This is a genomic window from Streptomyces anulatus (assembly GCF_000721175.1).
GTDB lineage: Bacteria > Actinomycetota > Actinomycetes > Streptomycetales > Streptomycetaceae > Streptomyces > Streptomyces anulatus_C.
This window is the reverse complement of the sequence record NZ_JOEZ01000007.1, coordinates 506,168-530,885: the sequence shown is the minus strand read 5'-3', so window position 1 is coordinate 530,885 and position 24,718 is coordinate 506,168. Positions and strand designations below refer to the sequence as shown.

Below are 24,718 nucleotides of genomic sequence, written 5' to 3'. Positions count from 1 at the left end.
GTCTCTGACCGCGAATACGGCGAACGTTCCGGCCGGCCCGCCAAGGGCAGTGCCCCCGGGGTTCGGGGGCCCGGAAAGGGCAGTCTCCTTGCCCCGCGTCCAGGACTCTGGGGCCTACTCCCCGCCCGCTCGGCCGGTCAAGACTGGGCGGTGATCGAGTGACCGTCCAGAAGGAGCGAGCATGCCGTCGTACCTCACCCCCGGTGTTTACGTGGAGGAGGTGCAGTCCGGAGCACGGCCCATCGAAGGAGTCGGCACCGCGGTCGCAGCCTTCGTCGGCTTCGCCGGGACGGGCCCCTTCCACCAGCCGACGCTGGTGACCAACTGGGACCAGTACGTCCAGACGTTCGGCACCTTCACCGCCGACACCTATCTCACGCACGCCGTGTACGGCTTCTTCGCCAACGGCGGTGGCGCGGCCTACATCGTGCGCATCGGCGGCCCCGCGCAGGGCGCGGAGGGTACGGAGCGGAGCGCGGTGGCCCAGGCACCCGCACCCGTCGCGCTCGGCGGGTTCCTGGTCTCCGCCAAGCCCGGCACGGGCGACGGCCTCTCCGTGGAGATCGCCGACGCCGAGGGCGAGAACCCCCCGGAGGACCGCTTCCGGCTGCTGGTGCGCCAGGGCGGCAAGGCCGTGGAGACGTACGACGTATCCACCCGCAAGAACGTCAAGGGCTACCTGGTCACCCAGGCCCGGGACTCCAAGTTCGTCCAGGTCACCGAGCAGCCCGGCGCGGCCCAGAGCCGCCCCGAGAAGCAGACCGTCGCCCTCGCCCCCGCCACCGCGGGCACACCTGGTTCCGGTGTGGCACGGATCGACCCGTCCGAGTACGTGGGCGACGCCTCCGCGCGTACCGGGTTCGCCGGTCTCGAAGCGATCGACGAGATCACGATGGTCGCCGTCCCGGACCTGATGAGCGCCTTCCAGCGCGGGGACATCGACGCCGAGGGCGTCAAGACCGTGCAGCTGGCCGTCATCTCGCACTGCGAGCAGATGGGCGACCGGGTCGCCGTCCTCGACACCCCGCCGGGCATGAACGCCCAGCGCGTCCGCACCTGGCGCAACGAGGACGCCGGTTACGACTCGCGCTACGCGACCCTCTACTACCCGTGGGTCAAGGTCTTCGACCCGGCGAGCGGCCGCAACTCCCTGGTCCCGCCGAGCGGTCACGTGGCCGGCGTCTGGGCGCGCAGCGACGGCGAGCGCGGTGTCCACAAGGCCCCCGCCAACGAGGTCATCCGCGGCGCCGTGGACCTGGAGATCCGTCTCAGCAAGGGCGAGCAGGACCTCCTCAACCCGATCGGCGTGAACTGTGTGCGCGCCTTCCCCGGCCGCGGCATCCGCATCTGGGGCGCACGCACCCTCTCCTCCGACCCGGCCTGGCGCTACCTGAACGTGCGCCGCCTCTTCAACTACCTGGAGGAGTCGATCCTCCTGGGCACCCAGTGGGTGGTGTTCGAGCCGAACGACGACCGTCTCTGGTCGAGCATCCGGCGCAACGTCACCGCGTTCCTCACCGAGGAGTGGCGACGCGGCGCGCTGTTCGGCCGCACGGCCGAGGAGGCGTTCTACGTCCGCTGCGACCGGAGCAACAACCCGCAGGAGTCGATCGACCTCGGTCAGGTCGTCTGCGAGATCGGGGTGGCCCCGGTGAAGCCCGCGGAGTTCGTGATCTTCCGTCTCTCGCAGTTCTCGGACAGCACCAGCCTCGTCGACGAGTGACCTCGCGGTCCTCCCCCACCCCTTCACTTCCATTCCCGATCGGAACAGGTGACACAGAGTCATGGCAGAGGGCGACGCTCTTTCCACCCACGTCTTCGGCGTTCAGCTCGGCGGCTATCTCGTGGAGTCCATCCAGGAGATCAGCGGCATGACCGTCGAGGAAGAAGTCGTCGAGGTCCGTCAGGTGACCGCCGAGGGCAAGCAGATCATCCGCAAGCAGCCGGGCGCCCGCCAGGCGGGCGAGGTGACGATCACCCGCGGCCTCGACAAGAGCAGCGAGTTCACCACCTGGATCAAGGAGACCCTCAACAACGGGGCCGTCGACACCGCGCGGCAGAACCTCACGATCGAGATCAAGGACTCGACCGGTGAGACCGTCCGCCGCATCCAGCTGATGCAGGGCTGGGCCTCCAAGTGGGAGGGCCCCTCCCTCAAGGCCGGCGAGTCCAGTGCGGCGACCGAGACGGTGACCATCACCTTCGAGGAGATCGTGGTCGAATGAGGCGCCGGACCGTTACGCCGGGCGGCGGGCTCGAAGAGGTCCTCGACAACCTCGCCGCCACACCCGGTGCGCGCGAGGAAAGCCCCGCGCCCGCCCCCTCCCGCCCCCGGGAACGGGATTCGCTGCAGACGGAGTTCGCCTTCGAGCTGCCGCGCGGTTACGTCGACGACGAGGGCCGGCTGCACCGGAACGGCACCATGCGGCTCGCGACGGCCCGGGACGAGCTGCGCCCGCAGATCGACCTGCGGGTGAAGGAGAACCCGGCGTACCTGTCCGTGGTGCTGCTGAGCCAGGTGATCACCCAGCTCGGCACGGTCACCGATGTGCACGCCGGGATCGTCGAGCGGATGTACGCGACCGACGTGGCGTTCCTCCAGGACTTCTACCGGCGGATCAACAGCGAGGGCCACACGCACGCGGCGGTGACCTGCCCGCTGTGCCACGGGTCGTTCGAGGTGGACCTCTCGGGTGGGCGCCTGGGGGAATCGTGACGTACGCGCTTCCCCGGCTGCGGGAGGAGATCGCGTACGTCGCCTACCACTTCCATTGGCAGCGTGAGGACATTCTCGACCTCACCCACGGCGAACGTCAGCAGTGGGTGCGGGAGATAGCGCGGATCAACACCCGCGTCAACGAAGGCGGGTGATCGTGTGGGGCTCGGGGACTGGTTCCGTCGGACGGACCGGCAGGGGTCCGGCGCGTCCGCCCGGGAGAGCGCAGGGGACGCGGGAGCGCCCGCCGTACCCGCGCCTGCGCCTGTCCTGGCCTCCGGCGGGGGCGACGGCGACGGCTGGGACGGCGGCTGGCGGCGGGTGGCCCCGCCCTCGGTGACCGTCGCCCGGTCCTCGATCGGCGTGAGCGACGGGCTGCGGTTCCGGTCCCGCCTGGCCTCCTGGCAGAACCCGGCCCTCGGCGGCGAACTCGGCCACTCCGTCCTGCCGTCGGCCCCGGTCGGCCTCATCCACGGAGTCGCCCGCCCGGGCGCCGCGCGGGCCGCGTCCCTTGGCGGTCCGCTGCTGCTGCGCGCCGTCCGGCCCCCGGGCGCCGACGAGCCCGCGGAGCCCACGCCGGACCTGCCGTCCGCCTCGGTGAACCGGGCGGCGGGCAAGGGCGGCAGGAGGAACGGCGGTACGGGGACGGGGAAGCCGGGCACTGGATCGCCGCCGCTCCAGCGGTCGGCCGGGGCACGCGGGCCGGCCACGTCCACCGCGAACCGGTCGTCGTCGGACGCGTCGGACACGTCGGGGCTGCCCGGTCCGTCGGAGGCTTCCGGTCCGTCGCATTCTTCGGGCCCGTCGCGCGCTTCCGGCCCGTCGCCTTCTTCGGGCCCGTCGCGGTCCTCCGGTACGTCGCGGTCCTCCAGTCCGTCGCGTTCCTCCAGTCCGTCGCGGTCCTCCGGTCCGGCGCTTCCTTCCGGCCCCGCGCACCCGTCCGGCCCGTCGCGTTCTTCCGGCCCGGCCGACTCCGCGACCCGGTCCGGTGCGTCCGTGCCCGCCGGTGCGCACACTGCCGTGGCCCAGCCGCCTCCGGGGCCTGCCGTCGGCAGCGGGCCGGTCACGGGGCATCGGGCCCGGCCCGCGGCCGTACGTCCGCAGCGGATCGCGCCGCCGCTGATCGTCGCCCGTCGTCCGGCGATGCCCCTGCGGCGGATCGCCGGACTCCCGCCTGCCACACCTGCCGCCCCCGCACCTTCCACTTCCCCCACGGCTTCCGGTCCGGCTGCTCCCGCAGCCGTCCAGCGGGCCGTGTCCGAGCGGCGGAGCGGTCCGGACCGTGAGGCTCCGGACTCCAGTACGGACCGTACGGCTCCGAACTCCCCGTCTCCTGACCGTGCCGCCGGCCCGCCCGCCGCCGAGGTGGTGCGCCCCGCCCTGGGCAAGCCCCTGCGCGAGCTGCCCGCCGGAGCCAGGACGGCCGGCGGCGACGGCCCGGCGGGCGTCGTGCCCTCCGCCCCCGCGACGGCTCACCCGACAGCGGAGATGCCGGTACTCCAGCGCCAGGCAGCGGACCCGCCGAGCCGTCCGGCCACGCCGCCGGCGACGCCCCGGGTGCCCACCGCCCCATCGGGCGGTTCGACGGCGGCGAAGGCGTCGGACTCCCGGTCCAGGACGACTCAGCCGCCCCAGTCATCCCAGCCGTCTCAGCGCGCCCGGAGGCCCGGGCCGTCCACGTCATCGGGGCCCTCCCCATCCGCGCAGCGAGCACCGGCCCCGGGCGGCACGACGCCCGGGGCCCCCTCCCCGGCACCCCGGCCCGACGCTTCCGGCGGCTCGCGGGCCCGGGCGCGGGGCGGGATCGGCACACCGCTTCCCTCGCTGCCGCCGACCGCCCGGCTCGGCGGCGACGCGCCGCTGCTCGGTGACCGCGGGTCCGCCGGGACGCGGCCGGACGCGGGTCGGGCACGGGGCCACGGGCCGGCGACGGCTTCGGATCCCGGGCCCGCCGCTCCGGCCCACGCCCCGGCACCGCCGGGCGCGCCCTCCGCGATGCCGGTGCGATCGGCTTCCGCCGCGCCTGCCTCGTCCTCGCCCGGAACCGCCGCCGTTCAGCGCGCGGCGGCCCCCGGCCCCGCCCATGCCTCCGCCTCCGCCTCCGCCTCCGCCCCTGCCGGTACGCGTACGGGCCCGGCCTCCGCCACTCCCCCGCCGCCGGTACGCGTACGGCCGATCGCTCGGGACCGGGCCGCGGCACAGGGCTCCGGCGGTGCGGCACCGTCGCCGTCGCCGTCACTGTCTCCGACGGTCCAGCGGTCACGGCCCCTGCTCCCCAGCCGCGCCCTGACGGTGAACACCGGTTCCGCAGAGGGGTTTCCGGCACCTCCGACGACGGCTGCGGCGGGCGGCAGCACCGCCCGCCCGGTCGTGGCGGCCACCTGGCGGCGCGACGTGCCGCGGCCGGGCCCCGCCGCCGGGGACACCGGAGCCCTGCCGAGCACCCGGCACCCGGCGCCCTCCGGGGCGGCGCCGGGTGCCCCGCTCCAGCGTTCCGCGGCCACGTCCCCTGCCCACGGGGGCGGTACCTCCTTCACTGACCCGGCCCCCGGCGCGGCGACGCGACGCTCCGGGTCCACCGGCAGGGGCGGCCCGGGCGAACCCGCCCGCGCCCCCCGAGCCACCGCCGCCGGTGGCGTGCTCCGGCGACTCGTACGGCGGTCCGGGCGGGCCACGACGACCTCGCCCGCGCCCACCGGCACACCGCCGCACCAGACTCCGCAGCCGGGTCCCGCACGGCACGCCTCCCCGGCTGTCCCTCCCGTACAGCGCGCCGCCACCGCTCCGGCCGTGCCCGCCGCGCCGCTCCCGTACGCCCTGCCCTCCCGGCCGGAGATGCCGCCGACGCCTTCGGGAACACCGGCGTCTTCGGGAGCACCGGCGCCTTCGGAAGCGTCGGCGTCCGCAACCACCCCCGGTCCGCGCCGTGTTCCCGTCGTCCGGCCTCATCCGCCCGCAGCCGCGCGGCCGGAAGCCGCCGTGCCCGTACAGCGGCTGGCCATGCCGGTGGTGCCCGACAGCGCCGGTCCGCCGGTCGCCGGGCCGGCCCCCGTGGGCGGAGCCGCTCCCGGCGGGCCGCCGGGTCCCTCCGTACGGGTGCCGCCCCGCCCGCCCGCGCAGGCCGCCGCGGCGGGCCGCCCCGAGAGCAGGGCGCAGGCGGTCCGGCGGGCGGCGGCGAACGCCGGGATCACGGGGGTTCCGGTGCAGGCCGCCCCGGCGAAGCCCGCCGCCGGGGCAGCGACGGCGAAGGCCACCGGCCCCGACGACACTTCCGGCGCCGCTCCGGCGAACCGGCTGAGCGGAACGGAGATCGAGGAGCTGGCCCGTCGGCTCCTCGACCCGGTGAGCCGGCTCATCCGGGCCGATCTGCGGCGGGGCCGCGAACGCAGCGGGCGGCTGCACGACGGCCGCCGCTGACGGCACGCCCGCCCCCGGCACCCCGCCCGGACCCGTACCGCCCGCCTCCGAACGCCCCGTACGAGAGACAGCAGAGAAGACGAGAGACGCATGACGGACAACATCTTCGCGACGAGCGTGTTCTTCAAGCTCGCGATCGGCGGCAGCGACCTGGGCGCGTTCCACACCTGCTCCGGCCTGGGCGCCGAGGTGGAGATGGAGACGTACGCCGAGGGCGGCAACAACGGGTTCACCTGGCAGCTGCCCGGGCGGATCACCTGGACGAACATCACGCTGACCCGCCCGGTGACCGCCGACACCCTCAAGATCGCGCGCTGGCTGAACGAGACGATCCAGCGGGTCGAGCCCAAGGACGGCGAGATCGTGGCGCTGCGCCCCGACCTCAGCCGGATCATCAGCTGGCAGGTCCACGGCATCGTGCCGGTGCGGTGGCAGGGGCCGTCCTTCGACCCCGCCAACTCCCAGGCGGCGATCGAGACGCTGGAGATCGCGCACGAGGGCCTGGAGCCGTCCTGACCGGAAGCAGCACATCCGACAGGACCCGTACGAAGGAAGGAGGAACGCGATGTCACCCGCTCTCCGCGCGAGCCGCGCTCGCGCCCAGCTGACCATCATGGAGCCGCCGTCGGCCGTCGGCGCCAAGCCCGGCGGGGCGCTCGCCCGGCTCACGTTGCAGTTCAACCCCGCGAAGCTGTCGCTGAGCAAGAGCACCGAGTGGCGGCGCACCCCATCCCGGATGGCCGGGCAGTCCGCGCTGCCCGAGTTCGTCGGCAGCGGGCCCCGGGCCCTGTCGCTGGAGGTCTTCCTCGACGCCACCGCCACCCACGACAACTCCGTGGAGAAGGCGGTGGAGCAGCTGATGACCGCGTGTGTCCCCACCCCCAGCAGCCTGGCGCGCAAGACGCCCGCCAGCCCCTGGGTGCGGTTCGACTGGGGAACGTCGAAGACGACCTCGTTCGACGGGGTGCTCTCCAACCTCTCGGTCTCCTACACCCTGTTCGACGTCGACGGGAAGCCGCTGCGCGCCACCTGCTCCCTGTCGATCGAGGAGGCGAGCGTCGACCCGGCCGGGCAGAACCCCACCTCGGGTTCGAAGGAGGCGCGGCGCACCCACCGGGTCGTGGCCGGGGACAGCCTGCCGCTGCTGGCCTGGCGGGAGTACGGCGACGCCACCGCCTGGCGGACCATCGCGCACGCCAACGACATCGACGACCCGATGCAGTTGACCCCTGGCCGGGAGCTCCTCGTGCCCGGACGGGAAGACCACCTGGCGGAGGAGGACCGATGAGCGCGAAGGACGCCCCCGGCCGCTCCTTCGCCGCCGACCCGATCGTCGAGGCGCCCGCCGAGCTGCCCGCCGCCTGGGCCACCCAGCTGGTGAGCTGTGTGGTCGACGAGAACGTGGGCCTGCCGGACACCGCCGTACTGATGTACCGGGACCCCGACCACACCTTCCTCACCAAGACCGGCATCGGCATGGGCACCCCGCTGAAGATCTCGGTGGTCACCGTGCAGGACCGGGTGCGCGAGCGGCTGTTCACCGGGGAGGTCACCGCGATCGAGCTGGACACCGACACCACCGGATCGTTCACCGTCGTCCGGGCGTTCTCCAAGGCGCACCGGCTCCAGCGCGGGCGGAAGGTCGTGGCGTACCGGAACATGAAGACGGCGGACATCGTCCGCAAGGTCGCCACCGGGGCCGGTCTGGCCTGCGGGCGGATCGAGGCCGCGTCGATCACGTACAAGCAGCTGACCCAGCCGAACGTGTCGGACTGGGAGTTCCTCCAGCACCTCGCGGCCGAGAGCGGGGCGACCGTACGGGTGGACGACAAGGGCCTGCTGCAGTTCACCAAGCCGGACCCCGCCTCCTCGGCCCCCTCGCCCTCGACGTCCGCCTCGCGCGACCCGATGGTCCTGGAGTACGGGAACAACCTGGTGGCCCTGCGGGCGGTGCTGACCGGGGCGGACGGGGCGGACAGCGTCGAGGTGCGCGGCTGGAACGTCGACACCAAGACCCGGCTGGTGGCCCGGCAGCAGTCCGTCCGCAGCGACACCGTCACTCCGGGGATGAGCCCGTCGACGGCGGCGGAGATCTTCGGCTCCGACTCCCGTACGACGATCGCCGACACCCCGTACCGCACCCAGGCGGAGACCCGGGCCGTGGCCGGCGCGCTCGCCGCGTCGGTCAGCGCCGGCTTCGGGGAGGTCGAGGCGGTCGCCTACGGGAACCCCCAGCTCCGGGCGGGGCTGCCGGTGGCGCTCGGCAACGTGGGGCCCGCGTTCTCCGGCCGCTACACCGCCACGGCCGCGCACCACGTCCTCGAACCGGACACCGGCTACCGCACGACGGTGATCGTCAGCGCCTCGGCGGACCGTTCGCTGTCGGGGCTGGCCTCCGGCGGGAACGCCCCCTCGCGCGGCCCGCGCATGCCGGGCCTGGCGATCGGTGTGGTCACCGACATCCGGGAGGAGGGCAAGGGCCAACGCGGTTGGGTGCGGCTGAAGTTCCCGTGGCTCGACGACACGTACGTCACCGACTGGGTCCGCACCGTGCAGTGGGGCGGCCAGGGGGGCGGCGGGGTGTTCAGTCCCGAGGTCAACGACGAGGTGCTGGTCGGGTTCGAGCAGGGGCTGCTGGACAGCCCGTATGTGCTCGGCGGTCTCTACAACGGGGTCGACAAGCCCTCGCCGCACGACGTCCCGCTGGTCGATCCGACGAGCGGAAAGGTCAACCGCCGTTCCCTGGTGTCCCGTTCGGGCAACCGCCTGGAGCTGCTCGACGCCCCGCGCGGCCCCTCCGGGGTGCGGATCGCCAGTGGCGACAAGCGGCTCGACGTGATGCTCGACGAGAAGAAGGGCGAGATCACCCTGACGGTGAAGGGCCGGGGCGGCACCCGGGAGCTGAGCTCGGTGACGCTGTCCGCGTCGGGCATCACGCTCGACGCCGGGACCACGGGCGACGTGAACATCAAGGGTCGCTCGGTCACCGTCAACGGCAAGACGGGGGTCACGGTCGACGGCGGGCTGCTCGCCGTCCTCAAGGCCAAGCTCATCAGGATCAACTGACCCCCGCCGCCTCACCCATCCCCGTCTCCGTCCTTTCCGAAGCCCCTTACCCAGCGAAGTCCCTCTCACCGCAAGGAGAACCCCGGCCATGCCCCCCGCAGCCCGCACGGGCGACAGCACCGCCCACGGCGGTCTCATCGGCACCCCGCCCCCGGGTGCGGTGGCCGTGGCCACCGTGCTCATCGGCGGCCGGCCCGCGGCCGTCACCGGGAGCCTCCACGTGTGCGTCGTCCCGCCGCACGCCGCGCTCGGGCCGGGCAACGTGATCCTGCCCAACCCGGCCGCCGCGCTCACCGGTCAGGTGCTGATCGGCGGGCTGCCCGCCGCCCGGATGCGGGACAGCACCAGCTGCGGCGCGCCCATCATCAGCGGTGCGCCGAACGTCCTGATCGGGGGCCCGATGTGAGCGGCGGCGGATTCATCGGACGTGGCTGGGGCTTCCCGCTGCGGGTCGGGCCGACGGGCGGGATCGCGCTGGTCGAGCGGGACCGGGAGATCGAGGAGGCGATCGGTCTGGTCCTCGGCACCGCACCGGGCGAGCGGCCGATGCGCCCGGAGTTCGGCTGCGGCATCCACGACTACGTCTTCGCGCCCGGCGACGGGGCGACGGCCGGGCGGATCGCGCAGGAGGTCCGGACCTCGCTGGAGCGGTGGGAGCCGCGCATCGAGGTGACCGACGTGGTGATCGCGTTCGACGCCATCGAGGAGGGCACGCTCTACATCGACGTGCACTACACCGTGCGGGCCACCAACGACCTGCGCAACCTCGTCTTTCCCTTCTACACGATCCCGTCCGAGGGTTCGTCGTCACAGACCTCTCAGGAAGCGGGAGTGCGCTGATGGCCCTGCCTTCGCCCAACCTGGACGACCGGCGTTTCCAGCAGCTCGTCGACGAGGCCAAGCGGTACGTCCAGCAGCGCTCCCCCGAGTGGACCGACCACAACGTGTCGGACCCCGGGGTCACGCTGATCGAGACGTTCGCGTACCTGGTCGACCAGTTGCTGTACCGGCTGAACCGGGTGCCGGACAAGAACTACGCGGCCTTCCTCGACCTGCTGGGCGTGACGCTGTTCCCGCCGACCGTGGCGCGCGCCGAGATCGACTTCTGGCTGTCCGCGCCGCAGCCGGAGACCGTGCACCTGCCCGCCGGTACGGAGGTGGCGACCGCGCGCGGGGAGGCGGAGGAGCCGGTGGTGTTCTCCACCGCCGACGACCTGCCGATCGTGCCGAGTTCGCTGGTCCGGCTGGTCACCGCGCCGGTGTCGGGCGAGCAGACGGACCGGACCGCGCCGCTCGGTGCGGGCAAGGACATCCCGTGCTTCCAGACGCGTCCGGAGCCCGGTGACGCCCTCCTGTTCGGGCTGCCCACCGCCGTACCGCACTGCATCGTCGCCGTCCGCCTGGACAGCCGGGTGGAGGGCGTGGGCGTCGACCCGCGTCAGCCGCCGCTGGTGTGGGAGGCGTGGGACGGGGCCCGCTGGGTGACCTGTGCGACCGGCACCGACAGCACCGGCGGGCTGAACCGGCCCGGCGAGGTCGTCGTGTTCGTCCCGGCCGGGCACACCCCGTCCGTCGTGGCGGGCACCCGGGCGGGGTGGCTGCGCTGCCGGGTGACCGCTCCGGAGCCGGGCCAGCCCTTCTACTCGGAGTCGCCGACGATCCGGGAGGCCGAGGTGTTCACGGTCGGCGGCACGGCGGCCGCGGAGCACGCGGAGACCGTCGTCGACGTGCCCCTCGGGGTGTCGGAGGGCGTCGCCGGGCAGCGGTTCACGGTGAGCCGTGCGCCGCTGCTGCTGGACGGGGAGCCGCCGGTCGTGCAGGTGTCGGCGGACGAGGGCTGGCAGATCTGGACCCCGGTCGAGCACTTCGGGGCGTCCGGACCCGGTGACCGGCACGTCCGGATCGACGCGGTCTCCGGGGAGTTCGCGTTCCCGCCGGAGGTGCGGGAGCCGGACGGAACGATGCGCGCGTACGGGGCGGTGCCGGAGAAGGGCGCCCAGCTCCGCGTCCCGCGCTACCGGACCGGCGGCGGGGCGGCGGGCAACGTCGCCCGGGGCGCGATCTCCGTGCTGCGCAGTTCGGTGCCGTACGTCGCGGGCGTCGACAACCGCGAGGCGGCGACCGGCGGGGTCGACGGGGAGACCGTGGAGAACGCGAAGGTCCGGGCGCCCAACATCCTGCGGGTGCAGGAACGGGCCGTCACGGCCGAGGACTACGAGGTCATCGCCCGGGAGGCCGCACCGTCGCTGCGCCGGGTGCGGTGTCTGCCGGCCGTGGCGGGCGAGGCCGGTGCGGTGCGGGTGCTGGTGGTGCCCGACGCGGTCGCCGACGAGGACGGACACCTGCGGTTCGAGCAGCTGATCCCCTCGGACCAGGTGCTCGCGGCGGTCACCGCCCGGCTCGACGAACGGCGGCTGGTCGGCACCAGGCTGGTCGTGGAGCCGCCCGCCTACCAGGGCGTCACGGTCGTCGCCCGGCTGGTGGCAGCGCCCGGGGACGTGGACCGGGTGCGGGCGGAGGCGCTGGAGGCGCTGTTCCGGCACATCGACCCGCTGCGGGGCGGGGCGGACGGCCGGGGGTGGCCGTTCGGCAGGCCCGTGCAGTACGGGGAGGTCTTCGCCGTGCTCCAGAGCGTGGAGGGGGCCGGTCTGGTGGAGGACGTCCGGCTGTTCCCGGCGGACCCGATCACCGGCCGGCGCGGGGCGGCGGTGGACCGGGTCGACGTCGCGCCGGGGGCCCTGGTCTTCTCACACCAGCACCAGGTGGTGGTCACCGCGAGCGGGGCCGGTGAGGGCGTATGACGCGGGCCGCGATACCCGGGCTGCCGAGCCGCTATCCGATCGGCGAGCTGCTGCCCGCGCTGTACGCGGACGACGACCTGGCCCAGCGGTTCACGGCGGGCCTGGACACGGTGCTGGCGCCGGTCCTGTCGACGCTGGACAACCTGCCCGCCTACTTCGACCCGGCGCTGGCCCCGGCCGACTTCCTGCCCTGGCTGGCGTCCTGGGTGGGCGTGGAGACCGATCCGGCGTGGCCGGTCGAGCTGCACCGGGCGGTCGTCGCGCGCGCCGTCGAGCTGCACCGGTGGCGCGGCACCCGGCGGGGCCTCGTCGAGCGGCTGCGGCTCTGCTGCGGGGTGCACGCGGAGGTCCGGGACGGCGGGGGCGCCACCTGGTCGGCCGAGCCGGGCGCCGCCCTCCCGCCGCCGCCCGCCGGTGAACTGCTCGTCCGGGTCTGGCCGGTGCGCGAGGGCGTCCCGGTTGATGCCCGCCGCGTCCTGGACGTCGCCGCGGCCTCGTGCCCCGTCCACCTCACCTGCCGGGTGGAGGTCCTGCCGGGCCCGCCCGGAGAGCCCGAACAGACAGGAGGCTGACGTGATGCGTTCGTGCCCGGCGTGCGGTACGGCCAACGGCGAGAGCGACGACTTCTGCGGCAACTGCGGCGGCTACCTGGGCTGGTCCTCCCAGCCGGCGCGGCCTGCGCGGACGACGGTTCCGGAGCCGGAGCCCGAGCCGGAAGCCCCGGTGGCGGGGCCGGAGGCCGCACCCTCCCAGGAGCCGGAACCCGCCGGTCCGCCGACACCGGCACCGGCACCTCCGCCTGTGCCGACGCCGCCGCCGCCGCCCGCAGCGGACTCCGGGGCCCCGGAGCGGCCCGTGCCGGCGCCCTCCGAGCGGCCTGAACCGCCCGCGCGCCCCGAACTTCCGCCGGAGCCACCCCGGTCGGCTCCCGCGCCCCCGGCGGCTCCCGCACCCGCCCCCGTACCACCGCGGCCCGCCACGCCCGCGGCGGAGTCAGCTCCCGTACCGGCGAGGCCGCAGGCGCGGCCCGTGCAGCCCGCTCCTGTACGCCCCGGATTCCCGGCATCCGCACCGGCGTCCAGGAGCGCGCCCGAGAACGTGTCCGAGCATGCGTCCGGCGTGAACGAGGCCGACGAGCCGGTCGGGGCGGTGCGGCCGGCCAAGCCCGTGACCCGGCGGCCCGTCGTGCGGCCGGTGTCGGAGGAGGAGACGCCGGACGGCCCGCCCTGCCCCGCCTGTGGCGCGCCGAACCTGCCGGGGCGGCAGTTCTGCAGGCGGTGCGCCGCTCCGCTGCGGACCCGGGAACAGCCGGCCGCCCTGCCCTGGTGGCGCACGGTGTGGCCGTTCCGCCGCCGGGTGCGCGGCGGTTCGGGCCGGGCGCTGCGGCGGACGCTGCTCGTCCTGGCCGTGGCCGGGCTGCTGTTCGCGGGCTTCCTGTTCCTCCCGATGGGGCGCTACCTCTTCGAGGACGTCCGGGACAAGCTCGGCGGCACCGCGGAGATCAGCCCCACCGGGGCGAGCGCGAGCGCGGCGGCTCCCGGTCACCCGGCGGGCGCGGCCATCGACGGGCTGACGAACAAGTACTGGGGCGCGCCCGCGCTCGGCGCGTCGCTGACGTGCTCCTTCGAAACGCCGTTCCGGCTGGTCGGCGTCGTGGTGCACACCGGGGTGTCGAAGGAGCCCGAGGAGTTCCGGCGGGGCGCACGGCCGACCCGGGCGGACCTGCTCGTCACCACGAAGGACGGCACGGTCCACGAGCAGGCGGTGACCTTCAACGACAAGCCCGGCGAGCAGACGGTACGGACGGGCATCAGCGATGTCGTCTCCGTCGAGCTGGTGCTGCGGGAGGCGACCGGCCAGGGCGAGGGCCGGCCGATCGCGGTCGGCGAGGTCGAGTTCTTCAAGCGCACCTGAGGGCCTGTCGGGTGGCCTCCGACCGGAAAGCGGACGCGGTCCGGTGCCGTGCGATTCCGGGGCGCCGAGAGGTCCTCGTAGCGGAGCTGCCAGGGCGTCTCGGCAACGCCGGAAGCGTGGGTGCCAGGGCGTGGCCGCCAGGGTCAGAGGTCACCCGACAGGCTCTGAGCCGGACGCCGTCGCTCCGCCGGTTCACTCCCCCCACCCACCACCCGCTGCCGGACCCTCGCCATTACCGGTGCGGCGGGCCCCACAGGTTCACCAACTACCCAGTAGCAGTGAGAGAGTTCGTGACGATCAAACAATTTCGGTCACACATGGCTTCCCTCGGAACCCCCACAGGGGGTTGACTGGGCATCACCCATGGTGACGCGCTCGCCCACCGGCTCGCCGACCTGCCCCGGCCGCCCCGGCGGAGGAAGGAGGACAGCTATGGCCTCTCACCTCGTACGGTCGCCCTGCCGCCCGGCCTCCGGGCTCCCGGCAGCCGCTTCCCGACGGGCCCGTCCCTTGCCCGACCACCCCGAATGCGCCGTTCACGTCGTCCGCCCGTATTCATCAGACGAGGGGCAGCAATGAGCCAGATCACGTTACCGGCATTCCACATGCCGTTCCAGAGTGCTGGATGCCATCCCGGCCTGACGGAAACCCGTGGGGCCGCATGGCAATGGGCCGAGTCCGAAGGGCTCGATCTGTCCGTCCCGGCCCGGAACAAAATGATCCGGACCCGCCCGGAGCTATGGATATCCCTGATCTTCCCGAAGGCTACGCAGGAACATCTCGACCTGTTCTGTCAATGGCTCTTCTGGGCCTTCCTGGTGGACGACGAGTTCGACGACGGCCCAGCCGGACGCGATCCGCTGATGTGTGAGAGGGCGATCTCCCGCCTGGTGGACGTCTTCGACGGGGCCGCGCCGAACGGACCGATGGAGCGGGCGCTCTCCGGGCTGCGGGAGCGGACCTGCCACGGGCGGTCACCGCAGTGGAACCGGCAGTTCCGGCGGGACACCGCCGCCTGGCTGTGGACGTACTACGCCGAGGCCGTCGAGCGGGCCGCGGGGCAGGTGCCGAGCCGGGCCGAATTCGCCAAGCACCGGCGGGATTCGGTCGCCATGCAGCCCTTTCTCTGTCTGCACGAGATCACCGCCGGAATCGACCTTCCGGATTCCGCCCGGAGCCTGCCGGCGTACATCGCCCTGCGGAACGCGGTCACCGACCATTCAGGGCTCTGCAACGACATCTGCTCCTTCGAGAAGGAAGCCGCTCTCGGCTACGAGCACAACGCCGTACGGCTGATCCAGCGCGACCGGGGCTCCACCCTCCAGGAAGCCGTCGACGAGGCCGGCATCCAACTGGCCCGGATAGCCGAGCGGGTGCAGCGGGCGGAAAAGGAACTGATCGAGGAAATCGAGGCGGCGGGCATCACCGGACCGACCCGGGCGGCCCTGGAGCGCTGCATCCAGGACTACCGGGGGCTCATCCGGGGCGACTTCGACTACCACGCGCGGGCCGAGCGCTACACCCGCCCCGATCTGGTGGAGCTGGACGAACGGGAATCGCTGTCCCAGTACTTCGCCGCCTGAGCCGCAACGCCCCGGCGGGGCCCGGGATCACCTCCCGGCCCCCGCCGGGGCCGGTGCCGAACCGCCCCGACCGCACGGGCGACACGGCCGTCGCATCGGTCTCCGGCAGCTACCTGGGCGGCAGGTCGTACTCCGGCAGGACCAAGGGCGCCGGTCCGACCCGGACGTTCACCGGCCGGGGCCGGTCAGCCGCCTGGGTGGTGTCGCGGGCCGCCACTTCGGGGCAGGCATAGGTCCATGCCGACGGGCGGGAGGCCGCCACGGTGGACCTGAAGTCCTCGGCCGCGGAGTACCGGCGGGCGATCGGGACGAGGTCGTGGTCCTCCGGCGCCGAGCACAAGGGCGAGATCGTGGTCGTCGGCACGAAGGGCCGCCCGGCCCTGACCACGGACGGGCCGGTCCACCTGAAGTGGCCGCCCGGACCACCGCACCGCGAGAGGGGTTGGCACGTGTCCGACATCGTGGCGGGGACTCCCCCGACGGCAAGGACGGTGCACGGCACCGTGCGCGGTGCGGTGGAGCGGGGCGTCGCGGTCTTCCGCGGCATCCCGTACGCGGCTCCGCCGGTGGGCGCGCGCAGGTTCCGCGCGCCCGGGCCCCCCGAGCCCTGGACGGGGGTGCGCGAGGCCGTGGCGTACGGTCCGACGGCCCCCAAGCGGCCCTACGCCCCGCCGCTGGACCAGCTGCTGCCGGATCCGGCGGTGCCGGGCGACGACTGCCTGAACCTCAATGTGTGGACGCCCTCGCCGGAGCCGGGTGCGGCCGGGCTGCCGGTGCTCGTCTGGATCCACGGGGGTTCGCTGGTGCACGGCTCCTCGGCGGTGCCGGTGTACGACGGGTCCGCGTTCGCCCGGGACGGGGTGGTCCTCGTCTCCGTCAACTACCGTCTGGGCGTCGAGGGCTTCGGCGTCCTCCCGGACGCGCCCGCCAACCGGGGGCTCCTGGACCAGCTGGCCGCCCTGGAGTGGGTGCGCGACAACATCGCGGCGTTCGGCGGCGACCCGGACCGGGTGACCGTGGCCGGGGAGTCGGCGGGGGCGGTCAGCATCGCCGCCCGGCTGAGCGCACCCCGGTCCGCGGGGCTGTTGCGGCGGGCGGTGCTCCAGAGCGGGGCGCCCGCCGCGCTGCCACCCGCCGCCGCGCGCGGGACGACCGAGCTGATCGCCGAGCGGCTCGGGGTGCCCGCGACGGCCGCCGCGCTGGCCGCCGTGGCCCCGGAGGCGCTGCTGGCCGCGCAGACCGAGGTGACCGGCGGCGGTAACCCACTGACCGGCCGCAACTCCTTCCAGCTGGTCGTGGACGGCGAACTGCTGCCCCACGACCCGGTGGAGGCGCTGCACGCCGGCGCGTCCGCCGGGATCGACCTGCTGATGGGGACGAACACCGAGGAGTACCGGCTCTGGTTCGTGCCCGGCGGCCTCACCGAGAAGATCAGCGAGCTGCGGCTGCGCCTCGCCCTGCTGAAGTTCAAGGTGCCGAACGCCACCGCCCGCGCCTACCGCGCCAACCGCCCGGACGCCACCCCCGGTGAGATCCTCGGCGCGCTCGCGACGGACCTGCTGCTGCGGGTCCCGCTCAACCGGCTGGCCGACGCCCGGACGGACGCGCCGGGCTCCACGTACGTGTACGAGTTCGGCTGGCCCACCCCCGTACAGCGGCTGGGCGCCTGTCACGCGCTGGAGCTGGGCTTCGTCTTCGACACGCTCGCCCACCCCGACACGATGGCCCTGACCGGCCCGGACGCCCCGCAGGAGCTGGCGGACGCGATGCACCGGGCGTGGGTGGACTTCGCGACGGACGGGGACCCGGGGTGGCCGGCCTGGGACGCGCGGCGGCCCGTGACGGTCTTCGGCCCGGGGGCTCCGGCGCTGGTCCTGGCCCCGCGCGACGACGAGCTGCGCGGCTGGAAGCCGTACCGCGACGCCCGCTAGTGCCGCGTCAGCCAAGGTTTGCCCGGTAAGGAGCGGCGTCAGGTGCGTGCTCTCGGCGGGCCGGCCGGAAGCCCTCGTACTGGACGTACTCGGGCTTTCGGCCGGTGCGGCGAGAGTGCGTGCGCGGCGTCGCGACGGGGCGAACCTTGGCTGACGCGGCACTAGCGCAGGGAGATCCAGTGCGGGTCGGGGACCACCGTGAGGACCGCCGAGACCACCACGACCAGACCCAGCACGACCTGCTCGCGGCGGGCCGTCAGGTGCGCGGCCGACGGGTCGGCGTCCCGGAGCATCCGCCGCCGGGCCGCCACCGCCAGCACACTGACCACGGCCATCAGCGCCAGCTTGACCAGCAGGGTGCGCCCGTAGGCGGAGGTGAACACCACGTCCAGCGGCAGCCGGCGCAGGGCCGAGACCGTGCCGGTGGCGGCGAGGGCGACGTACAGCCAGATCGCCAGGCGCGCGTACCGGCCGAGCAGCGCGCGGGCCGCGACGGGTGAGCCGCGCCAGAGCCACATGGTGCGCAGCACGTGCAGCAGGCCGCCGGTCCACAGCGACGCGGCGGTCAGGTGGACGACGGTGAGGGCGGCGCCGAACTCGGGGCTGTACGCCTCCGGATGCGCGCGCAGGGCCTCCGCGCCGATGACGAGGGCGAGCGGGGCGAGGGCGAGGGCCGGGCGCTTGCTCGCGGCGCAGACGGCGGCGAGGACCAGGCCGTTGGCGATGAGGAGGAGCAGACCGCCCTCGCGGGTGCCGTAGGTCTCGGTGATCCCGAGGTCGCTGACGGCGGCGAGCCGGACGATCTGCCCGGCCGCGGCGGCCGCCCCGGCGACCGAGGCGGCGACCGCCCAGCTCCGTACGGCGGTACGGGGGCGGCCCCGGACGGGCCGGATGAGCTGCGGGGCGAGGAGTTCGCCCAGGTGGAGGGCGAGTGCGGTGAACAGGACGGTGCGGAGCACGGTGGTGAGCCCCGCGCCGGGTATCCGGAGCTCCCCGGTGCCGCGTGCCATGAGGCCGGGGCCGAACAGGGCCATGAGGAGCGCGAGGACGCCTGCGGCGCAGAGGAGGAGAGGGGTGGTCCACGAGCGGCCGGCCGGCCGCCCGGATATCTCTGTCGCGTCGCCCGCAGGCACCGGTGCGGCCGGGGCGGGCGGTATCCCGGGCCCGGCCGGCGCGGGGGTGGTGCCGGGCGCGGCCGGGTCGGCGGGGGGTCCGGAGAACATCACGGCCCGATCCTCGCCGGTGGACAAAGACACAGCAAGCCGCGCACGGTGGGCGCGACGGCCGGAAGGCACCCGGAAAGGGCCCCGCCGGACATAGGGTCTTCTCTTCGGATCACGTCGGCGGCCGGTCCCCGACGGCGCGGGGCCGGCTGCCACGAGCGGCTCAGCCCTTGTTCTGCGAGGCCCAGAACTCGTCGAAGGTGAGGAGGCCGTCACCGTTGGTGTCGTGGGCGTTGATGACCGCCTGCGCCACCGTCTCGGTGACGAAGGGGTCGCCCAGCTGGGCCATCGCGCTCTTGTACTCGTTGGCCGTGATGAGCCCGTCGCCGTTTTTGTCGAACCGCTCGAATGCCGTCCGCGCCGACTCGATGTCCGCCACAGTCCCGCCCCTTCGTGATGCCGAATGTCAGGGGTCAGATTATCGGGCCGTCCGGGTGACGCCGGCGGCCGGTCGGTCCATCAACTCCGTGGCCGTCACCGCCCGCAGCCCGCGCCGGCCGATCTCGGCGAGGAGCAGCGGCAGCGCGTCGACGGTGACCGGGCGGCCGAGGCTCAGCTCCACCACCGATCCGTTGCGGAGCTCCCCGGCGACCTTCCGGGTGACGGCGGCGACGCGGGTGGCCGCGTGGTCGAGGGACTCCACGTCGCAGGCGAGGACATGGGGGTAGCCGGCCCGCTGGGCGAGGCGCTGGACGAGCGGGGAGGCGTACGCGGTGGGCGAGGGGCGGAACCAGGTGCCGATGGACCCGGTGAGCCGGCGCAGCCGCCGGGCGCAGGCGGCGATCTCCTCGTACGCCGCACGCTCGTCCAGGGCCGCGAGGTCGACGTGGTGCTCGGTGTGGTTGCCGATCTCGTGGCCCCCGTCGAGGATCCGACGGGCCAGACCGGGGTGTTCGGCGAGCCAGGTGCCGACCGCGAGAACCGTGACGCGCGCCCCGGCCTGTTCGCACCGGGCGAGTGCGGTACGGGCGAGGCGGGGGTCGCCCCGCCCGTCGAAGGTGAGGGCGACCCGGGGCCGGTCGCGCGGGCCGTGCGCGATCCGGACGGGCAGCCCGGGGAACCGGCGCGGGGCGGCGGCCGCGGAGGCGGTGGGGCCGGAGGAGCCGGAGGCGCGGGCCGGGCCGGGCCGACGGGTGGCGGCCGCGGGTCCGGCGGCTCCGCCCGCCCCGTCGCTCCGGGCGCATCCCGCGGTGAGCGCGGCGGCCAGCGCCCCGGCCCCGGCGCCCAGCGCGTCGCGGCGGCCCATGGGAGCCCTGCGTCCGTCCATGCCCGATCACCTCGCGTTCCACCGGTTCCACCGATTCCCGGGACACAGTAGAGGCATGATGAGCGAAATAGGACGATTGGGCAGTTCGCCGGATGATCAATGGATCATTCAATCCCCGCCATAAGAATGCATGGAATGCCAGGCAAGTGACCGAACGCACCTACGATTCAAACGACAAATGCCCGTTTGAAACGAAAATACGCCGACAAGTCCCTTTGGCGCCGGGGTCGCCCGTCTGCCATAGTCGGTGCCGCGACCCCCATCGACCCGGGCCAAGTCGTCATGAGCGGCCGTGAACACACCCCTGATTTCGCGGCCCCCGCCAGAAGCCCCCACAGCGCCGCACCACGGGCGACCGGGGGCTTCTGCGTACCGACCGGACCTCGTACCGACCGGGACCTCCGGCGTATCAGCGGTCGGAGATCCGCATCTCGAACCAGGTGGTCTTGCCGCGCGGCAGCAGATCCACGCCCCAGCGGTCGGAGAGCTTGTCGACGAGGAAGATCCCCCGGCCACTGACGTCCATCTCACGCACCGGCATCAGACACGGCAGCCCGCGCGAGGGATCACGCACCTCGATACGGATCCAGCCCCGGCGGCGCACCATGCGTAACCCGAAGACCCGGGCCCCGGTGTGGCGCACCGCGTTGCCGACGAGCTCGGAGACGAGGAGCACCGCGTACTCCGCGGTCTGCGGCGAGAGGGCCCACTGGCGGAGGGCGACGCAGGAGGTGAGCCGACGGGCCGTCGCCGCCGACTCCGGACGGGACGGCAGCCGGACTTCCCCCTCGGTCGGATTTCCGAACAACTCCAGTGCTTTGAAAGCCTGTTCGTCATCCATGGTCGACGTCCAGCATGCCGCGGTCGCACTGCTGCGCGGTCGCGGCTGATCCACACCCTCCAAGCCCGCCATGCCCACCATCATGGCCGCACGGATCGCCCCCCGGGGCAGTTCCGCAGGAATCCGCACCCCGGAACGACTCGTTCCGCAGGAGGCTCTTGGCATATGCCCCTGGCAGAACAGCGACTCGAACGGCCCCGCTGAGCTGCGGCGATGCCCGGCCCCGCGAGGGTCGCCCGGCCGACGACGACACCGGGCCTTAAGGTTGCCTTAAGGCCCGGATAAACCGCTCTGACGGATGAACTCCCCGCGCGGGACCGCCCGACCCGACTACCGGGCCACCCGTTCTGACTACCGGTCAGCCGAACGTGGCCTTGCCCGGGCCCTCCTCGACGAAGCTGCGCATGCCCCGCTCGCGGTCCTCGGTGGCGAACAGACCGGAGAACCAGTTCCGCTCGATGGTGAGCCCGGTGTCGAGGTCCGTCTCCAGCCCGGCGTCCACCGACTCCTTGGCCGCGCGCAGCGCCAGCGCGGGCCCCTTGGCCAGCTTGGCGGCCCAGGCGTGCGCCTGCTCGTAGACCTCGGCGGCCGGGACCACCCGGTCGACCAGGCCCAGCGTCAGGGCCTCCTCCGCCTTGACCATGCGGCCGGTGAAGATGAGGTCCTTGGCCCGGGAGGGGCCGATCAGCCGGGCGAGCCGCTGGGTGCCGCCCGCGCCCGGGATCAGTCCGAGGAGGATCTCCGGCTGGCCGAGCTTGGCGTTGTCCCCGGCGATCCGGAAGTCGGCGCAGAGCGCCAGCTCGCAGCCGCCGCCGAGCGCGTAGCCGGTGACGGCGGCGACGACCGGCTTGGGGATGCGGGCGACGGCGGTGAAGGCGTCCTGGAGATCCTTGGACCGGAGCACCATCGCGGTGTGGTCCATCGCCTGCATCTCCTTGATGTCCGCGCCCGCCGCGAACACCTTCTCACCGCCGTAGAGGATCACGGCGCGCACGTCCTCGCGCCGGGTCGCCTCCTCGGCCAGCTCCCGCAGCCGGTCCTGGATCGCCACGTCCAGGGCGTTCATGGGCGGCCGGTCCAGCTGGATGGTGCCGACACCGTCGCGTACTTCCAGAGTCACAGTCATGCGAAGAGGTTAACCACCGCTAACGCCGGCGGGCCCGGTGCCGTTGGTCACAGCACCGGGCCCGCCGGGTCGGCCGGGGAGCGGAAGGAGGTCCTACTTCTTCCACTCCTCCCAGTCCATGTTCCAGCCGTTGAGGCCGTTGTCCGGGGCGATCTGCTTGTCCTTGGAGTTCTTCACGATGACCACGTCACCGATCATCGACCTGTCGTAGAACCACGCCGCCGGCGTCTGGTTGTCGTAGCCGCCGCGCACATCGCGCAGACCGACACAGCCGTGGCTGGTGTTGGTGTTGCCGAAGATGGAGGACGCGCCCCAGTAGTTGCCGTGCAGGAAGGTGCCCGAGGTGGACAGCCGCATGGCGTGCGGCACGTCCTTGATGTCGTACTCGCCGCCGAAGCCGACGGTGTCGCCGTTCATCCGGGTCACCTTGAGCTTCTCGCTGATGACCATCTGACCGTTGTACGTGGTCGTCGCCGGGGCGCCCGCGGAGATCGGGATGTCCTTGATCTGCTCGCCGTCGCGGACCACCTTCATCCGCTTCGCGCTCGCGTCGACGGTGGAGACCTGGCTGCGGCCGATGGTGAACTTCACCGTCTTCGCCTGCTTGCCGTAGACGCCCGGCCGGCCCTCGACGCCGTCGAGGTCGAGGTCGACGGTCACCTTGGTGCCCGCCGCCCAGTACTTCTCCGGGCGGAAGTCGAGACGGTCGTTGCCGAACCAGTGGCCCTCGATCTCGACGGCCGGTTCGGCCGTCACCTTGATCGCCCGCTCCACCGCGGCCGGGTCGGTGATGCCCCGGGTGAAGTGGATGGAGACCGGCATGCCGACGCCGACGGTGGAGCCGTCCTCCGGCGTGTACTGCCCGATGAAGGTGTTCTGCGGCACCAGCGTGGTGAAGGTGGTGTCCTTCGCCGACTCACGGCCCTCGGCGTCCTTGGCGACCGCGTGCACCGTGTACTTGGTGGCGGCGGCGAGGTGCCGCTCCGGCACCCAGCTCGCGCCGTCGGCCGCGATCTCGCCCGCGACCTCGTTGCCCTTGGGGTCGGCGACCTTCACCGTGGTCAGCTTGCCCTGCTCGGCGCCGATCTTCAGCGCACCGCTGGTCGCCACGGACTCCGCGCCGTCCTTCGGCGCGATGGTCACGACCGCCTGCGAGGCGGCCGTGTCCTTCTTCGCACCGCCCGCCGGCTTGTTCCTGTCCCCTGCGTCGGCACTGCCGCCGCACGCCGTCACCAGCAACAGCAGTGCTCCCAGAACCAGGGCCAGGAGCCCCGGCCCGCCGCGCCGCTTCCCGCTCGCCCCGGCCGATGCCCCCGATATCGGCTGCCCGTTCACTGTGGTCGTCTCCCCTCGCACGGCCTGGTCCCGCCATGGCCCGCACCCCCGCGCGCCGAACATGCGCGCCGCCGCAAGATAATCACATCGCGAGCGGGGTGAACTCCCTCCGGAATGTCACCGTTCCGTCCCAAGTGGTCCGGAGAGCCGCGCAGGTGGCGCGGGGTGCCGGGGCCGGCCGGGGAGACGACCGGGCCCACGGAGCGGCCGGGACCCTCAGCGCAGGGCTGAACCGGCCTTCCACTTCTTCCAGCCGAGGTTCCAGCCGCTGAGTCCGTTGTCCGGTGCGACCTTTCCGTCCCGGGAGTTGACCACCTCGACCACGTCGCCGATCAGGGTCCGGTCGAAGAACCAGCCGCCGGGCGTGGAGCCGCTGCCGCCCTTGGCGTCGCGCAGCCCGATGCAGCCGTGGCTGACGTTCTCCTCGCCGAAGACGGACTCGTCGGCCCAGTAGTTGCCGTGCAGGAAGGTGCCGGACTCGGTGAGCCGGATCGCGTGCGGAACGTCCTTGATGTCGTACTCGCCCTTGCCCTCCTTGTCCGTGAAGCCGACGGTCGCCCCGTTCATCCGGGTCACCTCGTGCATCTCGGTGACCACCATCTTCCCGTTGTACGTGGTCGTCTTCGGGGCGCCCGCGGTGATCGGGACCGTCACGACGAGCTCTCCGTCCCGGCGCACCTCCATGGTCTTGTCCTCCGCGTCGACCCGGGAGACCTGGGAGCGGCCGATGGTGAAGACGACGGTCTTGTCCTGGCTGCCGTAGACCCCCGGGGCGCCTTCGACGTCCCGCAGCCCGATGTCGACGGTGACCTCGGTGCCTGGCTTCCAGTACGCCTTCGGGCGGAAGTCGAGCCGGTCCTTGCCGAACCAGTGGCCGGCGACCTCCACCACCGGATCGGACGTCACCCGGATGGCCTTCTCCACGGCGGCGCGATCGGCGACGGGCCGGTTGAAGGAGAAGGAGACGATCATGCCGGTGCCGACGGTGGACCGGTTCTCCGGTTTGAAGTAGCCGATGAAGCGGTGCTCGGGGACGAGCGTGGTGAACGTGGCGTGCCGGGCGGAGCGGCGCCCGGCACCGTCCACGGCCACCGCGTCGATGCTGTACTTCGCGGCGAGGGCGAGCCGGGCCACCTCGGGCTCCGGGGCCCAGGAGCGCCCGTCCTCGGCGATGCGCCCCGCCACCGTCTGCTGCTGCGCGTCCTCGATCCGCATGACCTTCACGCTCTCCAGCCGCCCGTCGGGGACCTTCACCGCGATGCGGGTCTTCTCGTCGACGTCCTTGGCACCGTTCTCGGGGAAGACGCTGATCGCGTCGCCGGGGGATCGTGCCTTGCCGTTGAGCACGGCCTCCCGGGTGTCGGTGCAGCCGGTCAGAAGGACCAGCACGGTCAGCAGCCCTGCCCATGTCAGCACGGCGGCCGAGCCGGCCCGTGCGCTCTTCGCTGAGTGGTTCACGCTCCCCCAACGACCGGGGCCGGTCGGGGGAAACGTGAGT

Annotated in this window: 23 protein-coding genes; 15 read left to right on the top strand and 8 right to left on the bottom strand. The window is 73.4% G+C overall.

The features are described from left to right. The first annotated feature begins 181 nt into the window (after window positions 1-181). The 4 genes from IG90_RS0110855 (at window position 182) to IG90_RS44765 (ending at window position 2,871) form a co-directional block, all read left to right on the top strand. Entirely contained in the window at window positions 182-1,723 is a 1,542-nt protein-coding gene (locus IG90_RS0110855; protein WP_030581177.1) for a phage tail sheath family protein, read from the top strand. A 61-nt stretch (window positions 1,724-1,784) separates the two neighbouring features. Next, window positions 1,785-2,225 carry a phage tail protein gene (locus tag IG90_RS0110850; protein WP_007457189.1) on the top strand — a complete coding sequence of 147 codons (441 nt, stop codon included), beginning with the start codon at window positions 1,785-1,787 and terminating at the stop codon, window positions 2,223-2,225. Then, window positions 2,222-2,716 (top strand): hypothetical protein, encoded by a 495-nt coding sequence (locus IG90_RS0110845; RefSeq protein ID WP_030581174.1) that lies wholly within the window; start codon window positions 2,222-2,224, stop codon window positions 2,714-2,716. The genes IG90_RS0110850 and IG90_RS0110845 overlap by 4 nt, the downstream gene beginning before the upstream one ends. Then, window positions 2,713-2,871 (top strand): DUF6760 family protein, encoded by a 159-nt coding sequence (locus IG90_RS44765; protein ID WP_003966147.1) that lies wholly within the window; start codon window positions 2,713-2,715, stop codon window positions 2,869-2,871. The genes IG90_RS0110845 and IG90_RS44765 overlap by 4 nt, the downstream gene beginning before the upstream one ends. A gap of 1,899 nt (window positions 2,872-4,770) precedes the next feature. Here the strand turns inward: IG90_RS44765 and IG90_RS45720 are convergent. Beyond that, window positions 4,771-5,220, bottom strand: a complete 450-nt coding sequence (locus IG90_RS45720) for a hypothetical protein (RefSeq protein ID WP_233435961.1) — start codon at window positions 5,218-5,220, stop codon at window positions 4,771-4,773. Window positions 5,221-5,695: 475 nt separating this feature from the next. On the opposite strand from IG90_RS45720, the gene IG90_RS45715 reads away from it, so the two are divergent. The 11 genes from IG90_RS45715 to IG90_RS0110780 all read left to right on the top strand — a co-directional run bounded on the left by IG90_RS45715 (window position 5,696) and on the right by IG90_RS0110780 (window position 17,428). Then, window positions 5,696-6,133: a hypothetical protein gene (locus tag IG90_RS45715; RefSeq protein WP_233435962.1), complete on the top strand. Its 438-nt coding sequence runs from the start codon at window positions 5,696-5,698 to the stop codon at window positions 6,131-6,133. Window positions 6,134-6,223: 90 nt separating this feature from the next. Next, window positions 6,224-6,649, top strand: coding sequence for a phage tail protein (locus IG90_RS0110830; RefSeq protein ID WP_007457195.1), 426 nt, complete (start codon window positions 6,224-6,226; stop codon window positions 6,647-6,649). A gap of 49 nt (window positions 6,650-6,698) precedes the next feature. Next, on the top strand, window positions 6,699-7,421 hold the full coding sequence (locus tag IG90_RS0110825; protein WP_030581167.1) for a CIS tube protein: 723 nt from the start codon (window positions 6,699-6,701) through the stop codon (window positions 7,419-7,421). Next, entirely contained in the window at window positions 7,418-9,199 is a 1,782-nt protein-coding gene (locus IG90_RS0110820) for a VgrG-related protein (protein WP_030581164.1), read from the top strand. Before IG90_RS0110825 ends, IG90_RS0110820 begins: the two co-directional genes overlap by 4 nt. Window positions 9,200-9,287: 88 nt before the next feature. After that, window positions 9,288-9,605 (top strand): PAAR domain-containing protein, encoded by a 318-nt coding sequence (locus IG90_RS0110815; protein WP_030581161.1) that lies wholly within the window; start codon window positions 9,288-9,290, stop codon window positions 9,603-9,605. Then, entirely contained in the window at window positions 9,602-10,039 is a 438-nt protein-coding gene (locus tag IG90_RS0110810) for a GPW/gp25 family protein (protein ID WP_030581158.1), read from the top strand. The genes IG90_RS0110815 and IG90_RS0110810 overlap by 4 nt, the downstream gene beginning before the upstream one ends. Further along, window positions 10,039-12,000 carry a putative baseplate assembly protein gene (locus IG90_RS0110805; RefSeq protein ID WP_030581155.1) on the top strand — a complete coding sequence of 654 codons (1,962 nt, stop codon included), beginning with the start codon at window positions 10,039-10,041 and terminating at the stop codon, window positions 11,998-12,000. Before IG90_RS0110810 ends, IG90_RS0110805 begins: the two co-directional genes overlap by 1 nt. Next, complete coding sequence (locus IG90_RS0110800; RefSeq protein WP_030581152.1) at window positions 11,997-12,572, top strand: phage tail protein I; 576 nt, start codon at window positions 11,997-11,999, stop codon at window positions 12,570-12,572. The genes IG90_RS0110805 and IG90_RS0110800 overlap by 4 nt, the downstream gene beginning before the upstream one ends. Before the next feature lie 526 nt (window positions 12,573-13,098). After that, window positions 13,099-13,914: a zinc ribbon domain-containing protein gene (locus tag IG90_RS45710; RefSeq protein WP_233435963.1), complete on the top strand. Its 816-nt coding sequence runs from the start codon at window positions 13,099-13,101 to the stop codon at window positions 13,912-13,914. 716 nt (window positions 13,915-14,630) lie between these two features. Next, the gene (locus IG90_RS0110790) at window positions 14,631-15,497 is read left to right on the top strand and encodes a terpene synthase family protein (protein ID WP_411572618.1); all 867 of its coding nucleotides are present in this window, start codon (window positions 14,631-14,633) and stop codon (window positions 15,495-15,497) included. Window positions 15,498-15,946: 449 nt separating this feature from the next. After that, window positions 15,947-17,428 (top strand): carboxylesterase/lipase family protein, encoded by a 1,482-nt coding sequence (locus IG90_RS0110780; protein ID WP_030581144.1) that lies wholly within the window; start codon window positions 15,947-15,949, stop codon window positions 17,426-17,428. A gap of 161 nt (window positions 17,429-17,589) precedes the next feature. Here the strand turns inward: IG90_RS0110780 and IG90_RS0110775 are convergent, their stop codons facing one another. The 7 genes from IG90_RS0110775 to IG90_RS0110745 form a co-directional block, all read right to left on the bottom strand. Continuing rightward, on the bottom strand, window positions 17,590-18,651 hold the full coding sequence (locus IG90_RS0110775; RefSeq protein ID WP_030581141.1) for a CopD family protein: 1,062 nt from the start codon (window positions 18,649-18,651) through the stop codon (window positions 17,590-17,592). 163 nt (window positions 18,652-18,814) lie between these two features. Next, a complete protein-coding gene (locus IG90_RS0110770) occupies window positions 18,815-19,030 on the bottom strand; it encodes an EF-hand domain-containing protein (RefSeq protein ID WP_030581138.1) in 216 nt (71 codons plus the stop codon). Window positions 19,031-19,069: 39 nt separating this feature from the next. Continuing rightward, window positions 19,070-19,918: a polysaccharide deacetylase family protein gene (locus IG90_RS0110765; RefSeq protein ID WP_030581134.1), complete on the bottom strand. Its 849-nt coding sequence runs from the start codon at window positions 19,916-19,918 to the stop codon at window positions 19,070-19,072. 409 nt (window positions 19,919-20,327) lie between these two features. Next, window positions 20,328-20,843 carry an ATP-binding protein gene (locus tag IG90_RS0110760; protein WP_030581130.1) on the bottom strand — a complete coding sequence of 172 codons (516 nt, stop codon included), beginning with the start codon at window positions 20,841-20,843 and terminating at the stop codon, window positions 20,328-20,330. Between the two features lie 274 nt (window positions 20,844-21,117). Continuing rightward, window positions 21,118-21,885, bottom strand: coding sequence for an enoyl-CoA hydratase/isomerase family protein (locus tag IG90_RS0110755; protein WP_030581127.1), 768 nt, complete (start codon window positions 21,883-21,885; stop codon window positions 21,118-21,120). A gap of 93 nt (window positions 21,886-21,978) precedes the next feature. Continuing rightward, window positions 21,979-23,220 carry a L,D-transpeptidase gene (locus IG90_RS0110750; protein WP_030581124.1) on the bottom strand — a complete coding sequence of 414 codons (1,242 nt, stop codon included), beginning with the start codon at window positions 23,218-23,220 and terminating at the stop codon, window positions 21,979-21,981. A gap of 216 nt (window positions 23,221-23,436) precedes the next feature. After that, on the bottom strand, window positions 23,437-24,678 hold the full coding sequence (locus tag IG90_RS0110745; RefSeq protein ID WP_030581121.1) for a L,D-transpeptidase: 1,242 nt from the start codon (window positions 24,676-24,678) through the stop codon (window positions 23,437-23,439). Window positions 24,679-24,718: the final 40 nt, after the last annotated feature.